Source organism: Mycolicibacterium smegmatis, from assembly GCF_001457595.1.
In the GTDB taxonomy this organism is placed as follows: domain Bacteria; phylum Actinomycetota; class Actinomycetes; order Mycobacteriales; family Mycobacteriaceae; genus Mycobacterium; species Mycobacterium smegmatis.
In genome coordinates this window covers 6,561,797-6,584,520 of record NZ_LN831039.1, presented here as the reverse complement: position 1 = coordinate 6,584,520, position 22,724 = coordinate 6,561,797, and the positions used below count along the sequence as shown (strand labels likewise).

The window sequence follows — 22,724 nt, the reverse complement described above, 5'->3', positions numbered from 1 at the left end:
TCCCTAGACGTCCTTGACGGGTTCGATGCCCAGATCGCGGTAGGTGACCAGCGCGGCGAACGGCACGCCGCGTTTGGCGAACCGGCCCGCGGCGATGTCGCCGCGGTCGACCATCGGGATGACACCGCTGACCACGGCGCCTGCCGCGGTGACCCGGTCGTACGCGATCTCGGTGGAGCCGCCGGTGCTGATCACGTCGTCGACCAGCAGCACCCGCGTGCCCGGCTCGAGGCGGGTGCCCTCGATCCACTGCTCACGACCGCGGCTCTTCTGCTCCTTGCGCACCGAGAACCAGGCCTTGCCCGTGACCATCGCGACGCCGTGGGCCAGCGGGTCGGCGCCCATCGTCAAACCGCCGACGGCGTCGTACTCGATGCCCATGGCCTTCGCCAGGTCGGCGACGGCCTCACTGACGATCCTCATGCGCTCACCGGTGTCGATGGCGTACTTGCCGTCGATGTAGTCGTGGCTGAGCTGCCCGCTGGCGAGCCGGAAGGGCTCTTCGCGGTGCTCGTAGCCGCGGGTACGGATCAGGTCGAAGGCGGCTTGCCAGGTGTCCGGGCGCTCGATGGCAGCAGGCATACCCGCGATCGTATTGCACCGGCCTGCGGGTATCGCGCCTGCACTCAGCTTTGTTTTGCGCGCTGCGCCAATTCGACTGTTGCCGCGCGCAGTTGGTCGAACGAGCTGATCGGGGCGGCATAGCCGACCCTGGTGTACGCCACACCACGCTCGGTTGTCACGCGCAGATCCAGGCCGTAGCGGTCGGCTCCCGTACACACGGCCTCACCGGTGTCGGGGTAGCCGCCGAGGTTGCGCGCCATCGCCAGCAGCGAGTCGGCGTGGTCGGCGTTGAGGTGCGCGATGGCCCCGGCCGCGCGCGGTGTCACCGGGTCGGCCTCGGCGGCCGCGTACGCCTCGCCGGTTGTGGAGTCCATGCGGCCGTACCCGCCCACCCAGCGCACGCGTTGCACACGCAGCACCCACACCGAGAAGTCGCTGTAGTCGATGTAGTACTTGGCGGCCGCGACCGCGTCGAGATGCGCGGCGCGCGCGGCCGCGAGCTCGTCGCCTTCGGGCCGTTCGGCGACCCCGGCGAGCGTCACGCGGGCGCTGGCGAGCGGATCGGACTCGGCGGACGGCGCGACGATCGCGATGCTGGCGCGCGGGTCGTGCGCGAGATTGCGTCCGTGCTCGGCCATGTCGGACACGCACAGCACGGGCGCGCCGCCGAGCAGTCCGTACGTCACGAACGACGCCCACGGATCGCCTTCGGTGGTCAGCGTCGCCAGCGTGCCGACATTGGTCGACGCGGCGATCGTGCGGGCCTCCTCGGCCGCGGACGGACGTATGACGTCGGCAACCGGTGTCAACGGCGGGGGGACGGAGGGGGCATCCCCGGGGTCTCCGTGATCGCGAACAGCCACGCGCGAACCATACCGTCGACCGCGTGTCCCCGGGGCGGCTCTTCAGACGCCGGACGCCGTGTGTTTAGCCCGCGGAGAATCCGGTGCGGCGACGGCAAACCGGCGTCGCGAACGGCCTGCCTAGCCGCCGAGTGCGGCGATCAGATCCTTGATCTGTGCGGTCTCGGCCTCGGTCGCGGGCTCCTCGGCCTCGACGGCCTCGATGAGGTCCTTGCGCACGCCGATACCGTTGGCGGCCTCCGCGGTGGTGAGCTTGGCGCGCAGACGCGCGACATAGAGGCGCTGACCCAGCGTCGCACCGGGGCCCTCGGCCGCCGTCGTCATCAGTTCGTCGTACCGCGTGCGGACGCCGCTGAGCGCGACGATCACCGACGGCGTGGCGCGGCTGCGGCTCGCTGCCTCGGCGAGCGACCCCTGAAGTTTGCGCAGACCGCTCAGCACCACCGCGGCGCGTTCGGGGAACTCCGCGTCGCCGACGGGCGGAAGCGCGTCGATCGCGGCGGTGTACATGTGCATCGCCGCATCGGACAGACCAACGATTACCGGTGCTTCACCATCATTCGGTGCGGACTCAGCCACAGATATCCCTCGTCGAAGCGTTGCGGACCGCCGGAAAGTGTTTCCCAGCGACAAGATCAGACCGGGGAAAACCTAACCCGCCATCGCCTCTTATTCAACCGCTGATTTCTGGGCAAACCTGGTTGTGGCCGTGAATCGCGTTGCTGCGAGGACATTTCGATCACCGGGTGTCTGCCGCCCCGGAAGTGGGTACGTTGAACACCGATGGAGGAGCACACGCAGGGCAGCCATGTCGAGGCGGGGATCGTCGAGCATCCGAACGCCGAGGACTTCGGTCATGCGCGCACGCTTCCCACCGACACCAACTGGTTCAAGCACGCGGTGTTCTATGAGGTGCTGGTGCGGGCGTTCTACGACTCGAACGCCGACGGTATCGGTGATCTGCGCGGCCTCACCGAAAAACTCGACTACATCAAGTGGCTCGGGGTCGACTGCCTGTGGCTGCCGCCGTTCTACGATTCGCCGCTGCGCGACGGCGGTTACGACATCCGCGACTTCTACAAGGTGCTGCCCGAGTTCGGCACGGTCGACGACTTCGTCACCCTGCTGGACGCGGCCCACCGCAGGGGCATCCGCATCATCACCGACCTGGTGATGAACCACACCTCCGATCAGCACGAGTGGTTCCAGGAATCCCGGCACAATCCCGACGGCCCCTACGGCGACTTCTACGTCTGGAGCGACACCAGCGACAGGTATCCCGACGCGCGCATCATCTTCGTCGACACCGAGGAGTCGAACTGGACGTTCGACCCCGTCCGCAGGCAGTTCTACTGGCACCGCTTCTTCAGCCACCAGCCCGACCTCAACTACGACAACCCGGCCGTACAGGAGGCGATGCTCGACGTGCTGAGGTTCTGGCTGGACCTCGGCATCGACGGTTTCCGTCTGGACGCGGTGCCGTACCTGTTCGAGCGCGAGGGCACCAACTGCGAGAACCTGCCCGAGACCCACGCGTTTCTCAAGCGGTGCCGCAAGGCGATCGACGACGAGTACCCGGGGCGCGTGCTGCTGGCCGAGGCCAATCAGTGGCCCGCCGACGTCGTCGCGTACTTCGGCGACCCGGACACCGGCGGCGACGAATGCCACATGGCGTTCCACTTCCCGCTGATGCCACGGATCTTCATGGCCGTGCGGCGCGAGTCCCGCTTCCCGATCTCGGAGATCCTGGCGCAGACCCCGCCGATCCCCGACACCGCGCAGTGGGGCATCTTCCTGCGCAACCACGACGAGCTCACGCTCGAGATGGTCACCGACGAAGAACGTGACTACATGTACGCCGAGTACGCCAAGGACCCGCGGATGAAGGCCAACGTCGGCATCCGGCGCAGGCTCGCACCGCTGTTGGAGAACGACCGCAACCAGATCGAGTTGTTCACCGCGCTGCTGCTCTCGCTGCCGGGGTCGCCGGTGCTGTACTACGGTGACGAGATAGGTATGGGGGACATCATCTGGCTCGGCGACCGCGACAGCGTGCGTACGCCCATGCAGTGGACCCCCGACCGCAATGCGGGCTTCTCCAAGGCGACTCCGGGCCGGCTCTACCTGCCGCCCAACCAGGACGCGGTGTACGGCTACCACTCTGTGAACGTCGAGGCGCAACTCGACAGCTCCAGCTCGCTGTTGAACTGGACGCGCAACATGCTGGCCGTGCGCAGCCGCCATGATGCCTTCGCAGTCGGCACGTTCCGCGAACTGGGCGGCTCCAATCCGTCGGTGCTGGCGTACATCCGGGAGGTCACGCGCCAACAGGGCGACGGCGGCGCGAAGACCGATGCCGTCCTGTGTGTCAACAACCTGTCCCGCTTCCCCCAGCCCATCGAGTTGAATCTCCAGCAGTGGGCCGGTTACATACCCGTCGAGATGACCGGCTACGTCGAGTTCCCGAGTATCGGCCAGTTGCCGTACCTGCTCACCCTGCCCGGTCACGGGTTCTACTGGTTCCAGCTTCGAGAACCCGATCCAGAACCGGGAGCGCAGCAATGAGTGTCGAATTCGAGGACTGGCTGACCCAGCAGCGCTGGTACGCCGGACGTAACCGTGAATTGGTCTCGGCCACAACCGCAATGGCGGTGCCGCTGCGCGACGGGCTGGAACTGGTGCTGCTGCAGGCGAATTACGCCGGCGGTCCCGATGAGCGTTACCAGGTGATCGTCGCGACCGGAAGCGGACCGATCGACGAGTACAGCGTGGTCGCCACGATCGGCATCGCCGACGGGCAGACCGCGTACGACGCGCTCTACGACCCCGACGCCACGCGATACCTGTTGTCGCTGATCGACGAATCGGCGACCGTGCAGAACGTGCGGTTCGTCCGCGAACCCGACGTCGAACTGCCGCTCGACGCGCCGCCGCGGGTCTTCGGTGCCGAACAGAGCAACACCAGCGTGGTCTTCGGCGAGGACGCCATCTTCAAGCTCTTCCGGCGCATCACGCCCGGTGTGCACCCCGACATCGAACTCAACCGGGTCCTGGCCCGGGCAGGCAACCCGCACGTCGCCAGGCTCCTCGGCTCGTTCGAAACCGAATGGGAGGGCGAGCCTTACGCGTTGGGCATGGTCACCGAGTTCGCCGCGAACTCCGCCGAGGGCTGGGACATGGCGACCACCAGCACGCGCGACCTGTTCGCCGAGGGTGACCTGTACGCCGAGGAGGTGGGCGGGGACTTCGCCGGCGAGGCCTACCGGCTCGGTGAGGCCGTCGCATCGGTGCACGCCTGCCTGGCACACGAACTCGGTACCGAGGAGGTGCCGTTCCCCGCCGACGTCATGGCGCAGCGCCTCGCCGCCGCCGTCGACGCGGTTCCCGAACTGCGCGAACATGTTCCGCAGATCGAGGAGCGCTATCACAAGCTCGCGGACACGACGATGACCGTGCAGCGCGTGCACGGCGACCTGCATCTCGGGCAGGTGCTGCGCACACCCAAAGGCTGGTTGCTGATCGACTTCGAGGGTGAACCGGGCCAGCCGCTCGACGAGCGTCGCCGCCCGGACACCCCGGTGCGTGACGTCGCGGGCATCCTGAGGTCGTTCGAGTACGCGGCGCACCAGCGATTGGTGGATCAGGCCGGTGACGACGACGACCGCGCCCGTCAGCTCGCGGCACGGGCCCGGGAATGGGTGACGCGCAACTGTGCGTCGTTCTGCGACGGGTACGCCGCCGAGGCCGGGACCGATCCGCGTGACAGCGCCGACCTGCTGGCGGCCTACGAACTGGACAAGGCGGTCTACGAGGCCGCGTACGAGGCGCGGCACCGCCCGAGCTGGCTGCCCATCCCTCTGGGCTCCATCGCACGTCTTCTGGAGTGAGAACCGCCACCAAATTTTACATAGGCACGCTATTCATTTACTTTGATTAGTATGCCTAATCGTAAAGCCGTCGGCGTTGGGCGCCCTGCGAAAGCCGGGTTCCTGGTCGCCGCGCTGGCCGGCGCGGGTATCAGCGTCTCGCTCATGCAGACGCTGGTGATCCCGCTCATCCCGCAGCTTCCCACGCTGTTGTCGACCAGCCCCGCCAACGCATCATGGGCCATCACCGCGACACTGCTCACCGGAGCGGTGGCGACACCGGTGCTGGGCAGGCTCGGGGACATGTACGGCCCCAAACGGATCCTGATCGTGTGTGCCGCACTGCTGGTCGCCGGATCCGTCGTCGCCGCGACCACGACGTCACTGATCCCGCTGATCATCGGCCGGGCCCTGCAGGGTTTCGGCGCGCCGGTCATCCCACTCGGAATCAGCGTGCTGCGCGCGTCCCTGCCCGCCGAACGCGTCGGTGCCGCCATGGGACTGATGAGCGCATCGCTGGGCGTGGGCGGCGCCCTCGGGTTGCCGTTGTCGGCCGTGATCGCCCAGCACTTCGACTGGCACGCGCTGTTCTGGTGTGCGGCCGCGCTCGGCCTGGCCTCGGTACTGCTGTTCGTGTTCCTGGTCCCCGACATCCCGCCGGTGTCCGGCGGGCGGTTCGATCCGTTCGGCGCGCTCACCCTGGCGGCCGGGCTCGTGATGCTGTTGCTCCCGATCTCCAAGGGCGCCACGTGGGGTTGGGGCAGCACGACGACGCTCGGCCTGTTCGCCGGCGCCGTCGTCACGTTCGCGGTGTTCGGCTGGTGGCAGTACCGCGCGCCGTCGCCGATCGTCGATGTGCGGACCACGCTGCGGCGCCCGGTGCTGCTGACCAACCTGGCCTCGATCGCCGTGGGCTTCGGCATGTTCGCGATGAGCCTGGTCGGGCCGCAGCTGCTGCAGATGCCGTCGGAGACCGGATACGGCCTGGGGCAGAGCATGATTGCCGCGGGCTTGTGGATGGCGCCCGGTGGCCTGGCCATGATGGTGGCCGCACCGCTGGCTGCGCGCGTGGTCGCCGCACGCGGACCCAAGTTCGCGCTCATCGTCGGCAGCGCGGTGATCGCGACGGGTTATCTGCTGGGCACACAACTGCTGGGCAGCCCGGTGGGTGTGCTGGTGTTCAGTCTCGTCGTCAGCAGCGGCGTCGGATTCGCGTTCGCGGCCATGCCCGCCCTGATCAACGCCGCGGTGCCGGTGTCGGAAACCGCGGCCGCCAACGGGATCAACACGCTCGCGCGGTCACTGGGCACCTCGACGTCGAGTGCGGTCATGAGCGCGGTTCTCGCGCAGATGACCGTGACCCTCGCGGGTCACGTGCTGCCGTCCCTCGACGGCTTCCGCACCGCGTTGTTCATCGCCGCGGGCGCGGCGGCGGGTGCCGCGCTCATCGCCCTGGCGATCCCGCGAGTCGGCTCAGTACGCGCAACGGCGTGTGACGAGAACGAGCCCGCCACAGTGTCGTTGGCCGTGTCTGCCCCGTCTCCGGCGACCGCCCCGTCACAGCAGCAGGTACGTGACCTCGAAGCCGCGTTGACCTCGATGCACAGGGTCGGGGGAAGACGCTGGCTGGACCGGCCCGCGTATCTCGTCATGAGCCGGATCGACGCCGCCGGACGGGCATCGCTGGACGATCTCGCGGTCGGCGCGGACCGCGCCGAGACCGGCAGGCAGCTGACCCGGCTGGTGCGTGACGCGCTGGTGCGTGCCGACGCCAGAGCGGGCCTGGCACCGGTCTTTTCGCTCACCCGCTACGGCCACGAACGCCTGGAACAGCAGCGCGCGCAACACGTGCAGGGTCTCGGGCGGGCCGTCGCCGACTGGGAGGACGGGGACGTCGCAGCGCTGATCGGCTACCTGGAGAGGCTGGGCGGCACCCCACGCCCCGGTGCGGGCACGCCCGCGGTGCAGGGTGAGCCGGAGACCGAACGTCTGGCGGTCCGCCGCACGGTGCACGCACCGCGGCCACCGCAACACCGCGAGCGGTGGATCGGCGTCAGGGCCTGATTCCCCTTGCCGCGGGAGGACTACAGCGAAACGATCTCGTAGCTGTCGAGCTGACCGGCCAGCGTGCGCAGCTGATCCTGCGCCGAGCCCAGCGTGTGCTCGATCGCGGTGAGCCGCGCTGCGTAGTGGCCGACCGGGTACTCCGCGGTGATGCCGATACCGCCGTGCAGCTGGATCGACTCCTGCGCGATGTGCCTGCCGGACCGGCCGATCTGCAGCTTGGCCCGTGCGGCCTTCACCGGGTCGAACTCGCCGTCGGCGATGGACATCGACGCGTAGAACGCCATGCTGCGCGCGAGCTCGAGCGACACGTACATGTCGGCGGCGCGCTGCGTGAGTGTCTGGAACTTGCTGAGCGTGACGCCGAACTGCTTGCGGGACTTGAGGTAGTCCGTCGTCAGCCGCAGAGCCTCCTCCATGGCGCCCAGCGCCTCTGCGGCCAGCCCGGCCGAGATACGCACCAGTGCACGGGAGATGGTCTCCGAAGCGTCGGTGGCGTCACCGAGCGGTTCGGCCGGTGCGGCGCTCAACTCGATCTGCGCGCCGCGCGCACCGTCGAACGTGCGGAACGGCTTGCGTGACACGCCCGATGCGCCGGCGTCGACCAGGAACAGCCCGGCGCCGCCGTCAGGCAGCGCGGCGCTGACCACGAGGGTGTTGGCGGCGTCGCCGGCCAGCACCGGGTTCTTGGTCCCGTTGAGCGTCCAGGCATCACCGTCTCGCGTGGCCGTCACGGTCGGGGTGGCCGCGGCGTCGCGCACACCCGGCTCGAGATGGGCGAACGCGAGGATCCGCTGCCCGCTTGCGACCTCGTCGAGCAGCGCGCGCTGCGCGTCGGTGCCACGCTCGGCGATGATCGCGCCCGGGGCGAGCGCGCCGTGCAGAACCGGCTCGGGCGCAAGGCGGCGGCCGATCTCGTTGAGCACCACCATGATCTCGAGCTGGCCACCGGAATCCTCGTCGAATCCCAGTCCCAGGATGCCGATCTCGGCGAGCTGATTCCACACCTCGGGCTTGTGACCGGGGTCGGAGGCGATCACCTTGTTGCGGGTCTCGGTGTCATAGCTCGACAGCAGGTCACGCGTGGTGTCGGCCAGCAGGGTCTGCTCTTCGGTTAACTGAAAGTCCATGGCTCAACTCACAATCCGAGAATGGTCGAGGAGATGATGGTCCGCTGTACCTCGTTGCTGCCGCCGTAGATCGAGGTCTTGCGGTAGTTGAGGTACTGCGGTGCGGTGAGCTGCGCCCACTCGGGGGAGGCGATGCCCTCGGCCTCGTACGGCAGCGCGTCCGCGCCCGCCACCTCGACCAGCAGTTCGGTCGCGAGCTGCTGCAGTTGCGTGCCGCGCAGCTTGAGCACCGACGAGGCCGGGTTGGGCTTGCCGTCCGAAGAGTCCGACGTCACGCGCATCTGGGTGAGTTCGAGAGCCAGCACGTCGTTCTCGGCCTCGGCGAGCCGAGCGGCGAACAGGGGATCGTTGAGCAGGCCGTTGGCGGCCGCGCGTTCCTTGGCCTGCGCCAGACGCACCTTGGTGCGGGCGACGCCTGTGATGCCCGTGCGCTCGTTGCCGAGGAGGAACTTGGCGTACGTCCAGCCCTGGTTCTCCTCGCCGACGAGTTGATCGGCCGGGACACGGACGTCCTCGAAGAACACCTCGTTGACCTCGACGCTGCCGTCGACGAGCTTGATCGGGCGCATCGTGATGCCCGGGGTGTCCAGGTCGATCAGCAGCATCGAGATGCCGGCCTGACGCTTGGGCGCCTGCGGGTCGGTGCGCACGAGACAGAAGATCCAGTCGGCGTACTGGCCGAGCGTGGTCCAGGTCTTCTGCCCGTTGACCACGTAGGTGTCGCCGTCACGGACGGCGGTGGTGCGCAGCGACGCGAGGTCCGAACCGGCCTCGGGCTCGGAGAAACCCTGACACCAGAAGATGTCGAGCGCGGCCGTGGCGGGCAGGAACCGTTCCTTCATCTCCTGCGAGGCGAACTCGGCGATGACCGGGCCGATCATCTTGGCGTTGAAGGTCAGCGGTTCGGGAACGCACGCCAGCTGCATCTCGTCGAGCCAGATCTGGTGCTGTGTGGGCGTCCAGTCCTTGCCGCCCCACTCGACAGGCCAGTTGGGCACCGCGAGACCGTGCTTGTGCAGGATCTTGTGAGTCGTGACGATGTCGTCCTTGAGGAGTTCGCCGCCCTTCGCGTGCCGCGCACGGATGTCTTCTGGGATCTCGGTTCGGTAGAAGGTGCGCAGTTCGTCGCGGAACGCGGCTTCCTCCGGTGTGAGCGCCAGTTGCATGACTGCCTCCCTACTCGGTGATCTGTTGCCACACTAAACCACCCAGTTGGTTGGTCGGTTATCGGACCAGGCGGCGCAGCAGTGCCGACGCGGCCACCACACCGAGTACCGCGGCGGCGACCAGCACGGTGATGTCGAGTACCCAATTGGTGGGCGTTCCGATCAACAGCCCGCGCAGCGCGTTGACCTCGTAGCTCAGCGGGTTGACCGCCGACAGCCAGCGCAGCCAGGTCGGCATGATGTCCACCGGGTACAGCGCGTTCGACGCGAAGAACAGCGGCATCGTGATGGCCTGCCCGATGCCCATGAGCCGGTCACGCTTGCGCACCAGCCCGGCCAGCGTCATGGACAGGCACGCGAAGAACGCCGCGCCGAGCACCACCACACCCATGGCGGCCAGGATGCGCAGGGGGTTGAGCGTCAGGGCGATACCCATCAGGTACGCCAGCGCCACCACGCCGATCACCTGCACCACCGAGCGCACGCCCGCCGCGAAGGCCTTGCCTGCGACCAGCGCCGAGGCGGGCGCGGGCGTGACCATGAGCTTGGCGAGGATGCCCGCGTCGCGGTCCCAGATGATCTGGATGCCGTAGAAGATCGAGATGAACAGCGCCGACTGCGCGATGATGCCGGGCGCCAGGAACGCCAGGTACGGCACGCCGCCGGTGTCGACGACGTGCAGACGGCTGAAGGTCTGCCCGAAGATCAGCAGCCACAGCGCGGGCTGGACCATCCGGGTGAACAACTCGGTGCGGTCATGACGCAGCTTCTGGAGTTCGACGAGCGCGAACGCACCCATCCGCATCGCCACCGCGCGCACGCGGCGCAGCCCGCGCGGCGCGCGTACCAACTCAACTGACACGGCGCGCCGTCCTCCTGGTCGAGCGGACCTCACCCAGACCGGAGCGGCGCGGATCGGCGCCGCCCTCGAGATCCGAGCCCGCGTAGTGGCGGAACACGTCTTCGAGCGTGGTCTCCCCGGCGTCGTCCGATGCCTGGCTCGATACGGCCCGCTTGAGCTCGTCGGGCGAGCCGACGGCCTGCAACCGGCCGTGGTGCATGAGCGCGACGCGGTCGCACAACGCATCGGCCTCGCCCATGTAGTGCGTGGTGAGCAGGACCGTCATGCCGAACTCGGCCTGCATGGCGCGCACCTGGGTCCACACGCTGTCGCGCGCGATGGGATCCAGGCCGACGGTCGGCTCGTCGAGGATCAGCAGCAGAGGCCGGTTCACCAGGGCCTGCGCCAACTCGAGGCGGCGCACCATGCCGCCCGAATACGTGCCCGCGACGGTGTCGGCGACGTCGAGCAACTGCATGGCCTCGAGCGCGGCGGCCACCCGGTCTGCGCGCTCGGACCGCGGCACGTCGTACAGCCGCGCGAACAACTCGACGTTCTGCCTGCCGGTCAGCGCCGCCTCGATCGAGAGCTGCTGCGGGACATAGCCGATGTTGTGCCGGATGTCCATGGTGTGCGTACGCGTATCGAGCCCGAAAATCCGCACCCGGCCCTGCTGCACCGGGGTCAGCGTCGTCAGGACCCGTACCGCGGTGGTCTTGCCCGCGCCGTTGGGGCCGAGCAGGCCCAGGGTCTCGCCTGCGCGCACCTGCAGCGTCAGGTCCTCGACCGCGGTGAACTGCCCATAGCGGTGGGTCAGCCCGTCACAGTCGATGGCCGGCGTTCGATCGGGAAGCGTCGGTTCGGGCATGTGGTCGGTCATGAGTCCCTTTCCTGCAGCAGCCGCGTCAGCTCGGCCAGGACGTCCAAACCTTTTGCCAGGTGCTCGATCTGGTCGTCGTCGAGCTTGGCGAGGACGTCGGAGAGCGCGGCGCGGCGCGCAGCGCGTGATTCGTCGGCGATGCGCTGGGCCCGTGGCGTGAGCCAGAGCCTGCCGACCCGTCGATCCGACTCGTCGGCGGTCTTGACCAGCAGACCGTCGGCGACCAGGCGTGACACCAGTGTCGATGCGGTGTTGGGGACCAGGCTCAGCTCGTCGGCGGATTCACGCACCGAGATGCCGGGTTTGCGGCCGACGAGGCGCAGCAGTTCGCCTTGGGACTGGGTGAGCCCCGCGGCGTCGAACCCGCCTCCCGTGGCGCGCCGCAGCTGTCTGCGGAACCGGCCGATGACACCTGCCAGGTCGCCGATCACCTCGGTGTCGAGTGGGCGCTGCGTTTCGGTCACACGAAAAACAATACCTCTGTCACAGAGGTATTTGACGAGAGGTTTTCCGCAAATGATCTTGGTGCTGACTTGGCAAACGATGAATCAGGCAGCAGCCGTGGCCGCAGGGTAGTTGCCGCCGCTCTCCGGCTTCTACCCCCGGCCCGCCCGGCCGGTGGCACCAAGCTGTGGCTCAGCGCCTACTAGGGCGGCCACGGCTGCTACCTGAAAAATTACCATACTTACTGGTACGGCCCGCGACAACGGGGCCGCGAGCAACTTACGCGCACGTCAATCATGGTGCGCCTGCAATACGAGCATGGCGCGTGACTCGACCGTGACCCGCGTGCCCGCCTCGATCGGGTCGGTGCTGCAGTCGGCTGCGGTGTTGATCACCTCGACCCACTGCTCGGCGAAATCGGACGGCGGTAGCACGAACTCGATGGGCTCGTAGTGTGCGTTGAAACACATGTAGAACGAGTCGTCGACGATGCGCTGCCCGCGCTCGTCACGGTCGGGGATGCCCTGGCCGTTGAGATACACCGCCATCGACTTGGCGTAGCCGGCGTCCCAGTCCTCGTCGGTCATCTCCGACCCGTCTGGCGCATACCAGCCGATGTCGGGCAGGCGCGGCTCACCGGGACGCCGCACAGGTCTGCCGTTGAAGAAGCGCCTGCGCCGGAACACCGGGTGCGCGGACCGCAGTGCCGACACCTTCTGCGTGAACTCCAGCAGTTCGGTGTCCGCGCTCTCCCAGTCGATCCAGGACAGCTCACTGTCCTGGCAGTAGACGTTGTTGTTGCCCTGCTGCGTACGGCCGAGTTCGTCGCCGTGGGCGAGCATCGGAACACCTTGGGAGAGCAGAAGAGTCGTGATGAAGTTGCGTTGCTGACGCGACCGCAGGGCGTTGACCTCCGGATCATCGGTCGGACCCTCGGCTCCGCAGTTCCACGACCGGTTGTGGCTCTCGCCGTCGTTGTTGTCCTCGCCGTTGGCCTCGTTGTGTTTCTCGTTGTAGGACACCAGGTCCCGCAGCGTGAAGCCGTCGTGGGCGATGACGAAGTTGATCGACGCGAACGGGCGCCTGCCGGTCTGCTCGTACAGATCGGCCGAACCGGTGATCCGGGAGGCGAACTCGTCGAGCGTTGCCGGCTCGCCGCGCCAGTAGTCGCGCACGGTGTCGCGGTACTTGCCGTTCCACTCGGTCCACAGCGGCGGGAAGTTGCCCACCTGGTATCCGCCCGGGCCGACGTCCCACGGCTCGGCGATCAGCTTGACCTGGCTGACCACCGGATCCTGTTGCACCAGTTCGAAGAACGTCGCCAGGCGGTCGACGTCGTAGAACTCACGGGCCAGCGTCGAGGCCAGGTCGAAGCGGAAACCGTCGACGTGCATCTCGATCACCCAGTAGCGCAACGAATCCATGATCAGCTGCAACGCGTGCGGATGACCGACGTTGAGGCTGTTGCCCGTGCCGGTGTAGTCCATGTAGTACCGCTTGTCGTCGTCGACGAGGCGGTAGTACGCCGCGTTGTCGATGCCGCGGAAGGACAGCGTCGGGCCCATGTGGTTGCCTTCGGCGGTGTGGTTGTAGACCACGTCGAGGATCACCTCGATGCCTGCCTCGTGCAGCGTGCGGACCATCGCCTTGAATTCCTGCACCTGCCCGCCCGGGTTGGGGCTCGAGCTGTACTTCGAATCCGGCGCGAGGAATCCGATCGTGTTGTAGCCCCAGTAGTTCGACAGACCCTTGTCGATGAGCGTCGAATCGTTGGCGAAGTGGTGCACCGGCATCAACTCGATCGCGTTGATCCCCAGGTTCTGCAGATGTTCGACGATGGCCGGGTGCGCGACCGCGGCGTACGTGCCACGGATGTTGTCCGGGATGTCGGGATGCGTCTGGGTCAGGCCCTTGACGTGGGCCTCGTAGATCACGGTGTCGGCGTAGTCGTGGCTCGGCGGACGGTCCACGCCCCAGTCGAAGTACGGGTTGATCACCACGGACTTCGGCATGTTGGGCGCCGAATCGTCGTCGTTGCAGCTGTCCGGGTCGCCGAAGTTGTACGAGAACAGCGGCTGACCCCAGTCGAACTGACCGTCGATGGCCTTGGCGTACGGGTCCAGTACCAGCTTGTTGGGATTGCACCGGTGGCCCGCGGCCGGATCGTACGGCCCGTGTACGCGGTAGCCGTAGCGCTGGCCCGGTTCGATGTTGGGGATGAAGCCGTGCCACACGAAGCCGTCGACCTCGGGCAGCGTGATGCGGGTTTCGCGCAGGCCGCCGTCGCCGTCGTCGTCGAACAGGCACAACTCGACGCGCTCGGCGACCTCGCTGAACAACGCGAAGTTGGTGCCCGAGCCGTCGTAGGTGGCGCCCAACGGGTATGCCTTGCCTCGCCAGATCTCCAAACCGGTTTCGGTAACTCTTGGGTCCACGATTCGACCTTACGGTGATCGGCGTGAGTGCGTCGGACAATGACGACGGGTCGTCGTCCGCCGGACCCGGGTGGGCGCGCCACGGTACGCATCGGCCGCCGGTGAGCTGGCGGATCAACGATTTCCGCAGGTTAAACCTATTGCTGGTGTTGCAATCATCACCCGCGGGTCAGCTGATCGTCACTCCGGCAGAACGCAATTGGTCGACCGCCGCCGTCGTGCTCTCGGGCGCGACCCCGGCCGTCAGACGCGTCAGCACGCGGGTGGCGAAACCCGCGTCGACGGCGTCGGCGGCCGTGGCGGCCACGCAGTAGTCGGTGGCGATGCCGACGACGTCGACCGCGTCGACATCCCGCTCACGCAGCCAGTCGGCCAGCGTCGTCCCCGATTCGTCGGTGCCCTCGAAGCCGCTGTAGGCCGCCGAGTAGTGGCCCTTGCGGAACACCACCTCCACCGCACCTGCATCGAACTCCGGATGGAACTCGGCGCCCTGGGTGTCGGCCACGCAGTGGCGCGGCCACGACACCCGGTAGTCGGGCGTGTCCGAGAAGTGCTCACCCGGGTCGATGTGGAAATCCATCGTGGCGACCACATGGTCGTAACCATGATCACCGGCCAGCAGTTCGGTGATCCCGCGGGCCACTTCCGCACCACCGGTGACCGCCAGCGAACCGCCCTCACAGAAATCGTTCTGGACGTCGACGACAATCAGTGCACGCATGCCTCGACGGTAACGGGTCAGCGGGAAAAGCGTGTGGTCTCCGCGAGGCCTGCCCGCGGGATCCTCACGCCGTTGACGGCCGCGGTGTCGTCGGCATAGCCGAACGAGATGCCCATCAGCAATTTTCGGTTCTCGACACCGAGTTCGGCACGCACGGTGTCGGCGTAGAAGCTCAACAGCGCCTGCGGGCACGACGCGATGCCGTGCGCGGTCATGGCGAGCATCAGCGTCTGCGCGTAGATCCCCATGTCGCCCGCGATGCGCGCTTCGGTGTTGTTGGGCGCGAACAACATCGCGACGTGCGGTGCGCCGTAGAACCGCAGACTCTCGGTGTTGTAGCCCTGCAACAGATCGGTCTGGCCGCGCGCGATACCCAGCGCCGCGTACAGGCGGGAACCGAAATCGGCGCGCCGCTCCTGCAGCACACCCTGGAAGAGGCCCTCGCGGTACGGGAAATCCACCGTCACGCGCTCCTCGGCGTGCGCGGTGACCAGTGCCTCGGCGAGGCGGTCGCGCGCCGCGCCGCTGACCACCTCGACGTGCCACGGCTGTGTGTTGGAGTTCGACGGCGCGTGGCCCGCGAGTTCGAACACCGCGCGCATGGTCTCCTCGGGCACCTCGTCGGGCCGGAACGCGCGGACGGCGCGGCGGCCCTTGATCAGCCGTTCGGCGGCTTGGGCCAGGTCGACAGTGGGCCCGGTGGGCAGGGTGGGCACGGACATGTGGACACCTCTCAAGTACACGTTTGCGTTTACCTCAGCGACGATAGCGGGTTCTTCTCGGATGTAAACGTGAACGTATACTTGGCGGCGTGACCAAACCGCGCGGTCGTGGAGGCCGGGAACGCATCGTCGCCGCGGCCGCCGCGTTGTTCGAGGCGCAGGGCATCACCGCGACCACCATGGAGCAGATCGCCGCCAAGGCGCCGGTCTCCAAACGCACGCTGTACGCGCACTTCCCGACCAAGGACGACCTGGTGGTGGAGTTCCTGCAGTACGTCTACCGGTCCGGTCTCACGGTCGAGAGCGCGCTGTACGACGCCGATGTGCCTGCCCGCGAACGCATCCTGGCGATGTTCACGGTGCCGACGCGCGGTGACGGCCCGGTGCGCGGATGCCCGTTCGTCGCCGCGGCCACCGAGTTCCCCGACCCTGACAGTCCCGCGCACGCCTATACGCGGGAACGCAAGCAGGCCTTCACCCTTCGTATCGCCGAGTTGCTCACCGAACTGGGCGCCGACGACCCGCAGGGGCTGGCCGAGCAGCTCGCGATCCTCACCGACGGGGTCGCGAGCCGTTCCATGGTGTTCAACGACGCGCGCCGCGGCGACGTGGGACGCGCGGCGGCCGAGGCGCTGCTGACCGCCGCCGGTCTCTAACCGCCGAACAGCAGGTACAGGCCGGTGAAGGTGTAGCCGACCATCACGAGCATCATCGCGAGCTGCCCGGTGAGCCGGTGGCGCGCAGGCAGCAGTCGCAGTGCCCGGTCGTGCGCGGCGATCACGCCTGCGACATGGCCCGCCAGTACGAACCCGACCTTGAGCGACGACAGCACCGCCGGATGCATCGACAGGATGTAGCTGACCTGGGCGTCGTGCATCCCGAACAGCAGGAAGATGGTCTGCTGGCCGCGCTCGACGAGGTAGGTCAGGTAGTGCGCGAAGACGTAGCCGACGACGATCGGGATCAACGAGTGCACCATCTGCCCGGGGAGTTCACGACGTTGCTGCCGGTCCACGCCGCCGGTCGCGCGGGCCGCGGCCCAGAAGGTGAGCGCCACGGTCGCGACGAACACCGCAAGGCCGGCGGTGCGGATCAACGTCGCGCCCGCCGCCGAACCCGAGTTGTCGTCGACGAAGTTGCGCCACACCGGCATCGCCGAGAAGCTGTCGAACGCCGTCGAACCGAGCAGCACCGCGAGAACCGCCACGACCCCGGGACGCACCGGAAGCGACTGCAGGTGGTCGAACGGGTTGCCGACCACGATGCGCCCGGCGTGCCTGCGCAGTGGCGACAGCTTCGACGCGGCCGTGCTGTAGACCTCGAACGGATCGGCGTTCGAAAGCCACCCCTGGCCGCAGCACAGTGCACCGGCCAGTGTCACCGCGAGGTAGATGAGCAGCCAGTTGCGAATGGCGGCAAGAGATCCCGGGTCGGCGCTGGCGAGCTCCAGCCACACGAACGCGAACAGTCCGGCTGCGGCGGGCCAGTAACCCAGCCGCGCCGGATACCGCAGGCGCCCTGTCGTCGCGGGGATCAGCCGGATCAGCGTCCGCACCGGCGAGATCAACCGCCAGACCGGACCGATCAGCAGCGACACCGCGACCAGGCCCACCCACAGCAGTACGTAGAACACCCCGGGCAGCGGGTTCGACGCGTCCTGGGGTCCCGTGAACGACAGGGCGCCGACCCACCCGGTGAACACCAGCGCGAGCAGGCCGACGCCCCACCGGGTGACGGGGGAGTCCACGAAGGTGGTCACCCACTCGGGCAGCGGATGCCCCGGTTTGTCGGGGTCGAACCTCGGCCTACGCCACGCGAATGCCACCACGGCGAACGTGAACGTCAACGTCCACGCCGCACCGAGCAACGCGTAGGTGTACGGGATCGGAAGGTCGGTCGAACCGCCCAAGCCGTGGGCCAGCAGCGCGGTTCGGTCCGAAGTCACTGCTGCACTTGCACGCTGGCGATCACGCGGTTCAACTGGTGCAGTTCGATGTCGACGGTGCCCGGCACGTCGACGGTGAACTGGAACTGCTGGCCGCTGCGCGGTTCGATGGGGAAGTTGTGCTCGGGGTTGGAGTGCACATGCAGTTCGTCGGCGGCGTCGCTGTTGACCCGCACCACGATCGGGTCACCCACCTTGCCCTGCAACTGCTCGTTGGTGGGCGTCACCTCACCGCCCTTGATCGTCACGTCGATCACCAGCCGGCTGGGGGCCTGCTGCTGATCGGTCATGTCCGACGGGCTGACGGTCAACTCGGAGGGGCTCGCGGGCGCCGCGGAGGTCTGTTCCCCGCCACCGTCGGAGCCGCCCGAGCCACATGCCGCGGTCACCAGGGTCAATGCGGTCGCCACAACGACAAGGCTGCGTTTACGGTTCATCACGGTGAATCATCTTCGCTTGCAACGCCCCCGCGTTCACTGTGAACCCTGTCTCTCGTCCCGGCCGGCTGATCCTTCGGTGGGTCTTTACGGCGCCGGTCGCGTATCGCGATGTAGGCAACCACACCTGCCACCACGATTGCCGGCGCGAACGCGGGAACCGCCAGCAGCAACGGATGGTCGGCCTGATAGGTGATGATCTCGGCGGTCATGTCTGAGGCTGAACCGGTCGGGTCTCGTCGGTGGTGCTGCCTGCTGCCAGCTCTCGCGCGTTGACCCGGCCCGCACCCCACGTCAACGCGGCGATCAGGAGCAACGTGCACACCAGGACCACGAGCGAAGCCGCGCCGAACAACCACGACGGGTGATCGAGGTTGCGCTCGCGCTGCAGGATCGTGATCTCCGGCACGAACTCCCGCGTGCTGACGGCCTCGGCGGGCTGCTCCTCGGCGCCGATACCCGGATCGGCGGGCAGGTAGATCGGAACACCCGCCATGGTGGTGCCGTCCTGTACACGCAGCAGCGTCTTCCACGAGCCCGACACCGGCATCGGCTGCGTGGTGCGGTAGTGGCCGGGGCCGACTCGTTCGAGATGGTTCACCAGCAGGCCGCGCTGATTGTCCAGGCCGCCCTGCCAGGACAGGAGCGACACCCACTCGGGATCGTCGCTGATGAGGTCGGCCGGGGTGATCCGCACGTCGGCGTCGACCATGCGCTGCTCACCCGCGCCCGCTGCGTCGGTGAGTGCGATTGTGGCGGTGGCGTTCTCGGGAACCTCGATGCGAAGGCCGTTGGCCACCGCGCCGCCGATCGCCAGCACGGTGGCCACCACGATCGAGATGCCGACGGCGGGGCGCGGCAACCGCCTGCTGGTGAGCACCAGGGCCAGCAGCGCACCGCACAGACCCATGCCGACCGCGACGGGGATCGACATGGCCAGCGCCTCGCCCCACATGCTCGTCGGCCACGGATAGGTGTACACGGCGCCGATCCACAGCGACTCCAGCCACAGACCCACGGTCGCGACCGCGAGGCCGCTGACCGCGCCGAAGACCAAGGGCCGCTTGACAAGCGGTGTCAGGGCCACCAACTCGACCACGAGCGCCGGGCCCAGGTACAGCGCCCACCAGCTGTGCGGGGCGCCCAGCACCGGGCCGACGGCCAGCGAAACCGCACCGCGCAGGACGATCGCGAGCACCGCGGCGATCACCGCCGCGCCGGGCCCGAGCACCAGGCGCGCCGCGACGGCTGCCAGCGCGGCCGCACCCGCGATCATCATGGGCTGCAGCACCAGGCGGAACTGCTCGACACCGAAGTCGTATTCGATCTGGAACACCGAGAGCCCGATGAACAGACCGCCGAACGACAGGTACCGCAGGAAGGTGTTGAACCTGGTGTCGTCCTTGATATCGCCCGGGGTGCTGTTGCCTGCCATCGCCACCCGGCCCTCGTGCTCGAGAAGCAGCACCGCGATCAATGACAACCCCGCGCCGCCGATGAGCATCAGATGTGTTGGACCCCAGAGGGTCACGTCCTGGCCGAAGATGCGGTGCCAGATGTCGTCGAGCGGGAAGCCGATCAGCGCGTACAGGCCGCACAGCGCCATGAGCACGCCGCCCACGGGGGCGTACCACGTGCGGGTGATCCGGACCGCCGCCGGACCCGGTTTGTCGTAGGGCAGCACCATCGCCATGACACCGGCGATGAACAGCAGGAACAGTCCGACCAGGATGAAGTAGTGCGCGGGGTTGGCCAGCGGTCCCTCGTCGCGGCCTTGACCGATGTGCAGGCTCACGTCCCAGATGAAGCCGAACAGCGCGCAGATGATGGTCGAGGTGAACAGGAAGATCTGGAGCGCCACCCACGGCGGGCGGTGGAACTTGCGCCCGAGGCGTTCGGCGAAGGTGTTCAGCCACGTGATGCGTCGTTGCCGGTGCAGATAACCGATCCACAGCAGCACGACCGTGATGACCGTCGCGACCGCGGACAACCCGATCACCTGGTCGAGCGCGGCACCGCCGCCCTCGGTTCCCGCGGCGGCGACCAGCGAAACGTGCGACGAGCCCACCATGTGGGGTGATGTTGCCAGAACCGCACGGATCGAAACACCCGTTCCTTCGCCGTCCTGCCTTTACTGTTCGGCGTCGATCTGTCAATCGCTCCACGGTGTGACCGGGCGGCTCTGGTGCTGCCCGTCGACCACGACGTCGACACGCTCGTCGAAGAAGCAGATGCGGTCGCGAACGGGAACCGCGTCGTGCAGCGGTTCGTGATAGGTCCACGCGATGTCGGCGGGTCCGTCGGGCACCGAGTAGTAACTCGCGCGCCCCTTGTAGGCGCAGAAGGTGACGGTCTGGCTCAGCTCGAGCGGCGTGACGACATCGTCGTAGGGCAGATAGAAGCGTGTGGGGAGGCCGGTCTCGAACAACAGCATCGGTTGCGTCGACTCGGCGAGCAGGTGCCCGTCGAGTTCGATGCGGACCTGGCGCGCGCTGCGCCGGATGTCGATCCGGTGGAACGGGTCGTGCGGATGGGCCACCACGGGTTCGTCCTCCTCGCGCCATTCGAACGAGTCGAAGTCGAGGATCACGTAGTCGGCGAGGTCGGGATCGTCGGGCGTGAACGCCGCGGACGGGCTGTTCTCGCCGCCGGCGATCACGTCGAAGCCGGTGCCCGAGCAGGTGTGCGCGGTGAACGGGACCGACGGATCGAGGAAGCCGGGAATCTCGTCGTCGCCGTGGTCGCCGCCCGCGGGAACCAGTTGCGCCGAGATGGCTGCGCGCGGAACCGCATACGTCGGGACGACGCGGCGCGGCTCCCACACGAGGACGGCCGCGCACGTGTCGACCACGGGTTCACCGCCCAGGCACGCGCGAATTCGCTTGGCAGTCGGCTGATATCGCAGGGATTCGAGGTTGGCGGCGAACAGATCCCCCATGTTGACTGCCATCGCACCATTATCGGTGGCGCGGCGCGATCCCGTGGCGTAGTCCGGAAAAGGCATTCTGGAATGCATCAGCCCCCGCCGGAGGGGGACGAATCCGACGGGGGCTGACGGTCTGGGTCTACTTCGCGGTTCACTTCACGTCGACGTAGACGGTCTTCTGTGTGACGCCCGTGTTGAGGCTGTCGGTGCGGGTGAAGTTGGTGCCGGGACGGACGGCCACGACGACGGCCTTGTCGATCGGGGTCGCACCGATCCGGTTGACGATGACGTGGTAGCCCTGGCTCTGCAACTGGCTGATGGTCTGCTGGGCGTTGCTGGGGCCGCTGGGGGCCGCCTGGCTCGGAGCTGCGAGGCCGATCAGGGTCGCCGCCAGGCCACTGGCTGCCACCGTCGCAACACCGAATCTCTTCGCTGTCTTTCGCACTTTGGTGATCCTGTTCTTCTAGGCTTGCTGTGTCGCTGTTATGCCTGTGTAAACCTGCAGTTCAGCGATTTAATTTCAGGTGGCAGTAATTGATTGACAGCTGACAGGATTTATGTGGAGCCCGAGCGGATCGCGGCGCTGAGGCTGCGTCAGCGCGACGGAATCACGTGTGGGCCGACGGTGGCGGTCGTCGCCGGTGTGATGCTCGACCCTGCCAAGCGTGACAAGTTGCTGGGGTCACACGGCGGCCAATGGTTCGCCGCCGAGCAGGACCGGATCCACTCCGACATCAACGCGATCTGGCCACGCCGGCTCGGCACCACGCCCGCGGGGATGGCGCGGGCCCTCAGTGAGCACAGCGTCTCGGCCGGGTTCCGGTATCGCTGGCGCCGGTTCCGCGGTGCGTCGGATCCGCTGACCGATGTCCTGCGCGCCGCGGCCGAGGGGCGCCCGGTGGCGATGCTCGTCGGCGCGCGCGGTATTCCGCGGCACTGGGTGTTGATCGTCGGGGTGTCGGGGGAGCGGTTGCAGTGCTACGAGCCGTCGTCGGGGCGGGTGGTGGCGGTGCCGGTGGACGCGGTGCGCGGTGCGCGGGTGCGCGGTCTGGGGTTCCACCGGCCGTTCGCGTTCGTCGTGCCGAGCGGTGAGCGTGCGTAAAGTGCTGACGACACACCGCAATTGGGGCGGCAGACGCGCACCCTCGCGGTGCAGGGGGAGCGGGGCTAGGGTCAGGAGATGGCCAAGAAGTACGCGACCGCGGACGCGGTGGATCTCGACGAGCTGCTCGACTTCGTCCGCCCGAGACATCGCATGGTGTTGACGACGTTCCGCGCCGACGGGTCGCTGCAGAGTTCGCCGGTGACGGGCGGGGTCGACGCGCAGGGCCGCATCGTGATCGCGACCTATCCGCAGCGGGCGAAGTCGGCCAACATCCGCCGCACACCGCGCGCGAGCGTGGTGGTGCTGTCCGACGAGTTCAACGGACCCTATGTGCAGGTCGACGGTGAGGCCGAGGTGATCGGTCTGCCGGACGCGGTCGAGCCTCTGGTCGAGTACTTCCGGGTCATCTCCGGTGAGCATCCGGACTGGGACGAGTATCGCCAGGCGATGGTGGATCAGGGCAAGTGCCTGATCCGGGTCACGCCGAAACAGTGGGGTCCGGTTGCCACCGGCGGGTTCCCGCCCGAGTGACGTGCGTTGCGCCCGGTAGGTCGTCAAACTATAGTCTGGACACATGTCCAGAGGTTTCGGAGTCGGCGCGTGAAGGCGTCTTCC

At 67.7% G+C, this 22,724-nt stretch carries 23 protein-coding genes; 6 read left to right on the top strand and 17 right to left on the bottom strand.

Annotated features, from left to right (window positions below; genetic code table 11):
• Positions 1-3 precede the first annotated feature (3 nt).
• From AT701_RS31875 to AT701_RS31865, 3 genes are all read right to left on the bottom strand, one after another.
• Positions 4-582 (bottom strand): orotate phosphoribosyltransferase, encoded by a 579-nt coding sequence (locus AT701_RS31875; RefSeq protein WP_003897934.1) that lies wholly within the window; start codon positions 580-582, stop codon positions 4-6.
• A 44-nt stretch (positions 583-626) separates the two neighbouring features.
• Complete coding sequence (locus AT701_RS31870; RefSeq protein ID WP_058127285.1) at positions 627-1,427, bottom strand: HugZ family pyridoxamine 5'-phosphate oxidase; 801 nt, start codon at positions 1,425-1,427, stop codon at positions 627-629.
• A 120-nt stretch (positions 1,428-1,547) separates the two neighbouring features.
• Positions 1,548-1,937 carry a hypothetical protein gene (locus AT701_RS31865; RefSeq protein WP_003897932.1) on the bottom strand — a complete coding sequence of 130 codons (390 nt, stop codon included), beginning with the start codon at positions 1,935-1,937 and terminating at the stop codon, positions 1,548-1,550.
• A 273-nt stretch (positions 1,938-2,210) separates the two neighbouring features.
• Between AT701_RS31865 and treS the strand changes: the two genes are divergently transcribed.
• The 3 genes from treS to AT701_RS31840 are packed head-to-tail and all read left to right on the top strand — an operon-like array spanning position 2,211 to position 7,357.
• Positions 2,211-3,992: a maltose alpha-D-glucosyltransferase gene (gene treS / locus AT701_RS31850; RefSeq protein WP_003897929.1), complete on the top strand. Its 1,782-nt coding sequence runs from the start codon at positions 2,211-2,213 to the stop codon at positions 3,990-3,992.
• A complete protein-coding gene (locus AT701_RS31845) occupies positions 3,989-5,314 on the top strand; it encodes a maltokinase N-terminal cap-like domain-containing protein (protein ID WP_058127284.1) in 1,326 nt (441 codons plus the stop codon). Before treS ends, AT701_RS31845 begins: the two co-directional genes overlap by 4 nt.
• Before the next feature lie 51 nt (positions 5,315-5,365).
• A complete protein-coding gene (locus AT701_RS31840; protein WP_058127283.1) occupies positions 5,366-7,357 on the top strand; it encodes an MFS transporter in 1,992 nt (663 codons plus the stop codon).
• A 20-nt stretch (positions 7,358-7,377) separates the two neighbouring features.
• Here the strand turns inward: AT701_RS31840 and AT701_RS31835 are convergent, their stop codons facing one another.
• The 8 genes from AT701_RS31835 to AT701_RS31800 all read right to left on the bottom strand — a co-directional run bounded on the left by AT701_RS31835 (position 7,378) and on the right by AT701_RS31800 (position 15,696).
• Positions 7,378-8,487 carry an acyl-CoA dehydrogenase family protein gene (locus tag AT701_RS31835; RefSeq protein ID WP_011731331.1) on the bottom strand — a complete coding sequence of 370 codons (1,110 nt, stop codon included), beginning with the start codon at positions 8,485-8,487 and terminating at the stop codon, positions 7,378-7,380.
• An 8-nt stretch (positions 8,488-8,495) separates the two neighbouring features.
• Positions 8,496-9,653: an acyl-CoA dehydrogenase family protein gene (locus tag AT701_RS31830; RefSeq protein ID WP_003897925.1), complete on the bottom strand. Its 1,158-nt coding sequence runs from the start codon at positions 9,651-9,653 to the stop codon at positions 8,496-8,498.
• 58 nt (positions 9,654-9,711) lie between these two features.
• Positions 9,712-10,458, bottom strand: coding sequence for an ABC transporter permease (locus AT701_RS31825; RefSeq protein ID WP_223496047.1), 747 nt, complete (start codon positions 10,456-10,458; stop codon positions 9,712-9,714).
• Between the two features lie 46 nt (positions 10,459-10,504).
• Positions 10,505-11,374, bottom strand: a complete 870-nt coding sequence (locus AT701_RS31820; RefSeq protein ID WP_058127282.1) for an ATP-binding cassette domain-containing protein — start codon at positions 11,372-11,374, stop codon at positions 10,505-10,507.
• Positions 11,371-11,838: a MarR family winged helix-turn-helix transcriptional regulator gene (locus tag AT701_RS31815; protein ID WP_058127281.1), complete on the bottom strand. Its 468-nt coding sequence runs from the start codon at positions 11,836-11,838 to the stop codon at positions 11,371-11,373. The genes AT701_RS31820 and AT701_RS31815 overlap by 4 nt, the downstream gene beginning before the upstream one ends.
• A gap of 270 nt (positions 11,839-12,108) precedes the next feature.
• Positions 12,109-14,226: a glycogen debranching protein GlgX gene (glgX, locus tag AT701_RS31810; protein WP_058127280.1), complete on the bottom strand. Its 2,118-nt coding sequence runs from the start codon at positions 14,224-14,226 to the stop codon at positions 12,109-12,111.
• 196 nt (positions 14,227-14,422) lie between these two features.
• Positions 14,423-14,974, bottom strand: a complete 552-nt coding sequence (locus AT701_RS31805) for an isochorismatase family protein (protein WP_058127279.1) — start codon at positions 14,972-14,974, stop codon at positions 14,423-14,425.
• A 17-nt stretch (positions 14,975-14,991) separates the two neighbouring features.
• Positions 14,992-15,696 (bottom strand): nitroreductase, encoded by a 705-nt coding sequence (locus tag AT701_RS31800; RefSeq protein WP_081319636.1) that lies wholly within the window; start codon positions 15,694-15,696, stop codon positions 14,992-14,994.
• 89 nt (positions 15,697-15,785) lie between these two features.
• Between AT701_RS31800 and AT701_RS31795 the strand changes: the two genes are divergently transcribed.
• Complete coding sequence (locus tag AT701_RS31795) at positions 15,786-16,352, top strand: TetR family transcriptional regulator (RefSeq protein WP_058127278.1); 567 nt, start codon at positions 15,786-15,788, stop codon at positions 16,350-16,352.
• Here AT701_RS31795 and AT701_RS31790 read toward each other — a convergent pair.
• The 6 genes from AT701_RS31790 to AT701_RS31765 all read right to left on the bottom strand — a co-directional run bounded on the left by AT701_RS31790 (position 16,349) and on the right by AT701_RS31765 (position 21,449).
• Positions 16,349-17,641: a hypothetical protein gene (locus AT701_RS31790; protein WP_058127277.1), complete on the bottom strand. Its 1,293-nt coding sequence runs from the start codon at positions 17,639-17,641 to the stop codon at positions 16,349-16,351. The two genes, AT701_RS31795 and AT701_RS31790, sit on opposite strands and share 4 nt — an antisense overlap.
• Positions 17,638-18,081 carry a hypothetical protein gene (locus AT701_RS31785; protein WP_058127276.1) on the bottom strand — a complete coding sequence of 148 codons (444 nt, stop codon included), beginning with the start codon at positions 18,079-18,081 and terminating at the stop codon, positions 17,638-17,640. The genes AT701_RS31790 and AT701_RS31785 overlap by 4 nt, the downstream gene beginning before the upstream one ends.
• Positions 18,078-18,290: a hypothetical protein gene (locus tag AT701_RS31780; RefSeq protein ID WP_058127275.1), complete on the bottom strand. Its 213-nt coding sequence runs from the start codon at positions 18,288-18,290 to the stop codon at positions 18,078-18,080. The genes AT701_RS31785 and AT701_RS31780 overlap by 4 nt, the downstream gene beginning before the upstream one ends.
• Positions 18,287-20,149: a hypothetical protein gene (locus AT701_RS31775; RefSeq protein ID WP_058127274.1), complete on the bottom strand. Its 1,863-nt coding sequence runs from the start codon at positions 20,147-20,149 to the stop codon at positions 18,287-18,289. Before AT701_RS31775 ends, AT701_RS31780 begins: the two co-directional genes overlap by 4 nt.
• An 81-nt stretch (positions 20,150-20,230) precedes the next feature.
• Positions 20,231-21,028, bottom strand: coding sequence for a DUF427 domain-containing protein (locus tag AT701_RS31770; RefSeq protein ID WP_058127273.1), 798 nt, complete (start codon positions 21,026-21,028; stop codon positions 20,231-20,233).
• 127 nt (positions 21,029-21,155) lie between these two features.
• Positions 21,156-21,449: a hypothetical protein gene (locus AT701_RS31765; RefSeq protein ID WP_011731320.1), complete on the bottom strand. Its 294-nt coding sequence runs from the start codon at positions 21,447-21,449 to the stop codon at positions 21,156-21,158.
• A gap of 114 nt (positions 21,450-21,563) precedes the next feature.
• On the opposite strand from AT701_RS31765, the gene AT701_RS31760 reads away from it, so the two are divergent.
• Positions 21,564-22,106: a hypothetical protein gene (locus tag AT701_RS31760; RefSeq protein WP_058127272.1), complete on the top strand. Its 543-nt coding sequence runs from the start codon at positions 21,564-21,566 to the stop codon at positions 22,104-22,106.
• A gap of 78 nt (positions 22,107-22,184) precedes the next feature.
• Complete coding sequence (locus tag AT701_RS31755; protein ID WP_058127271.1) at positions 22,185-22,640, top strand: PPOX class F420-dependent oxidoreductase; 456 nt, start codon at positions 22,185-22,187, stop codon at positions 22,638-22,640.
• Positions 22,641-22,724 lie beyond the last annotated feature (84 nt).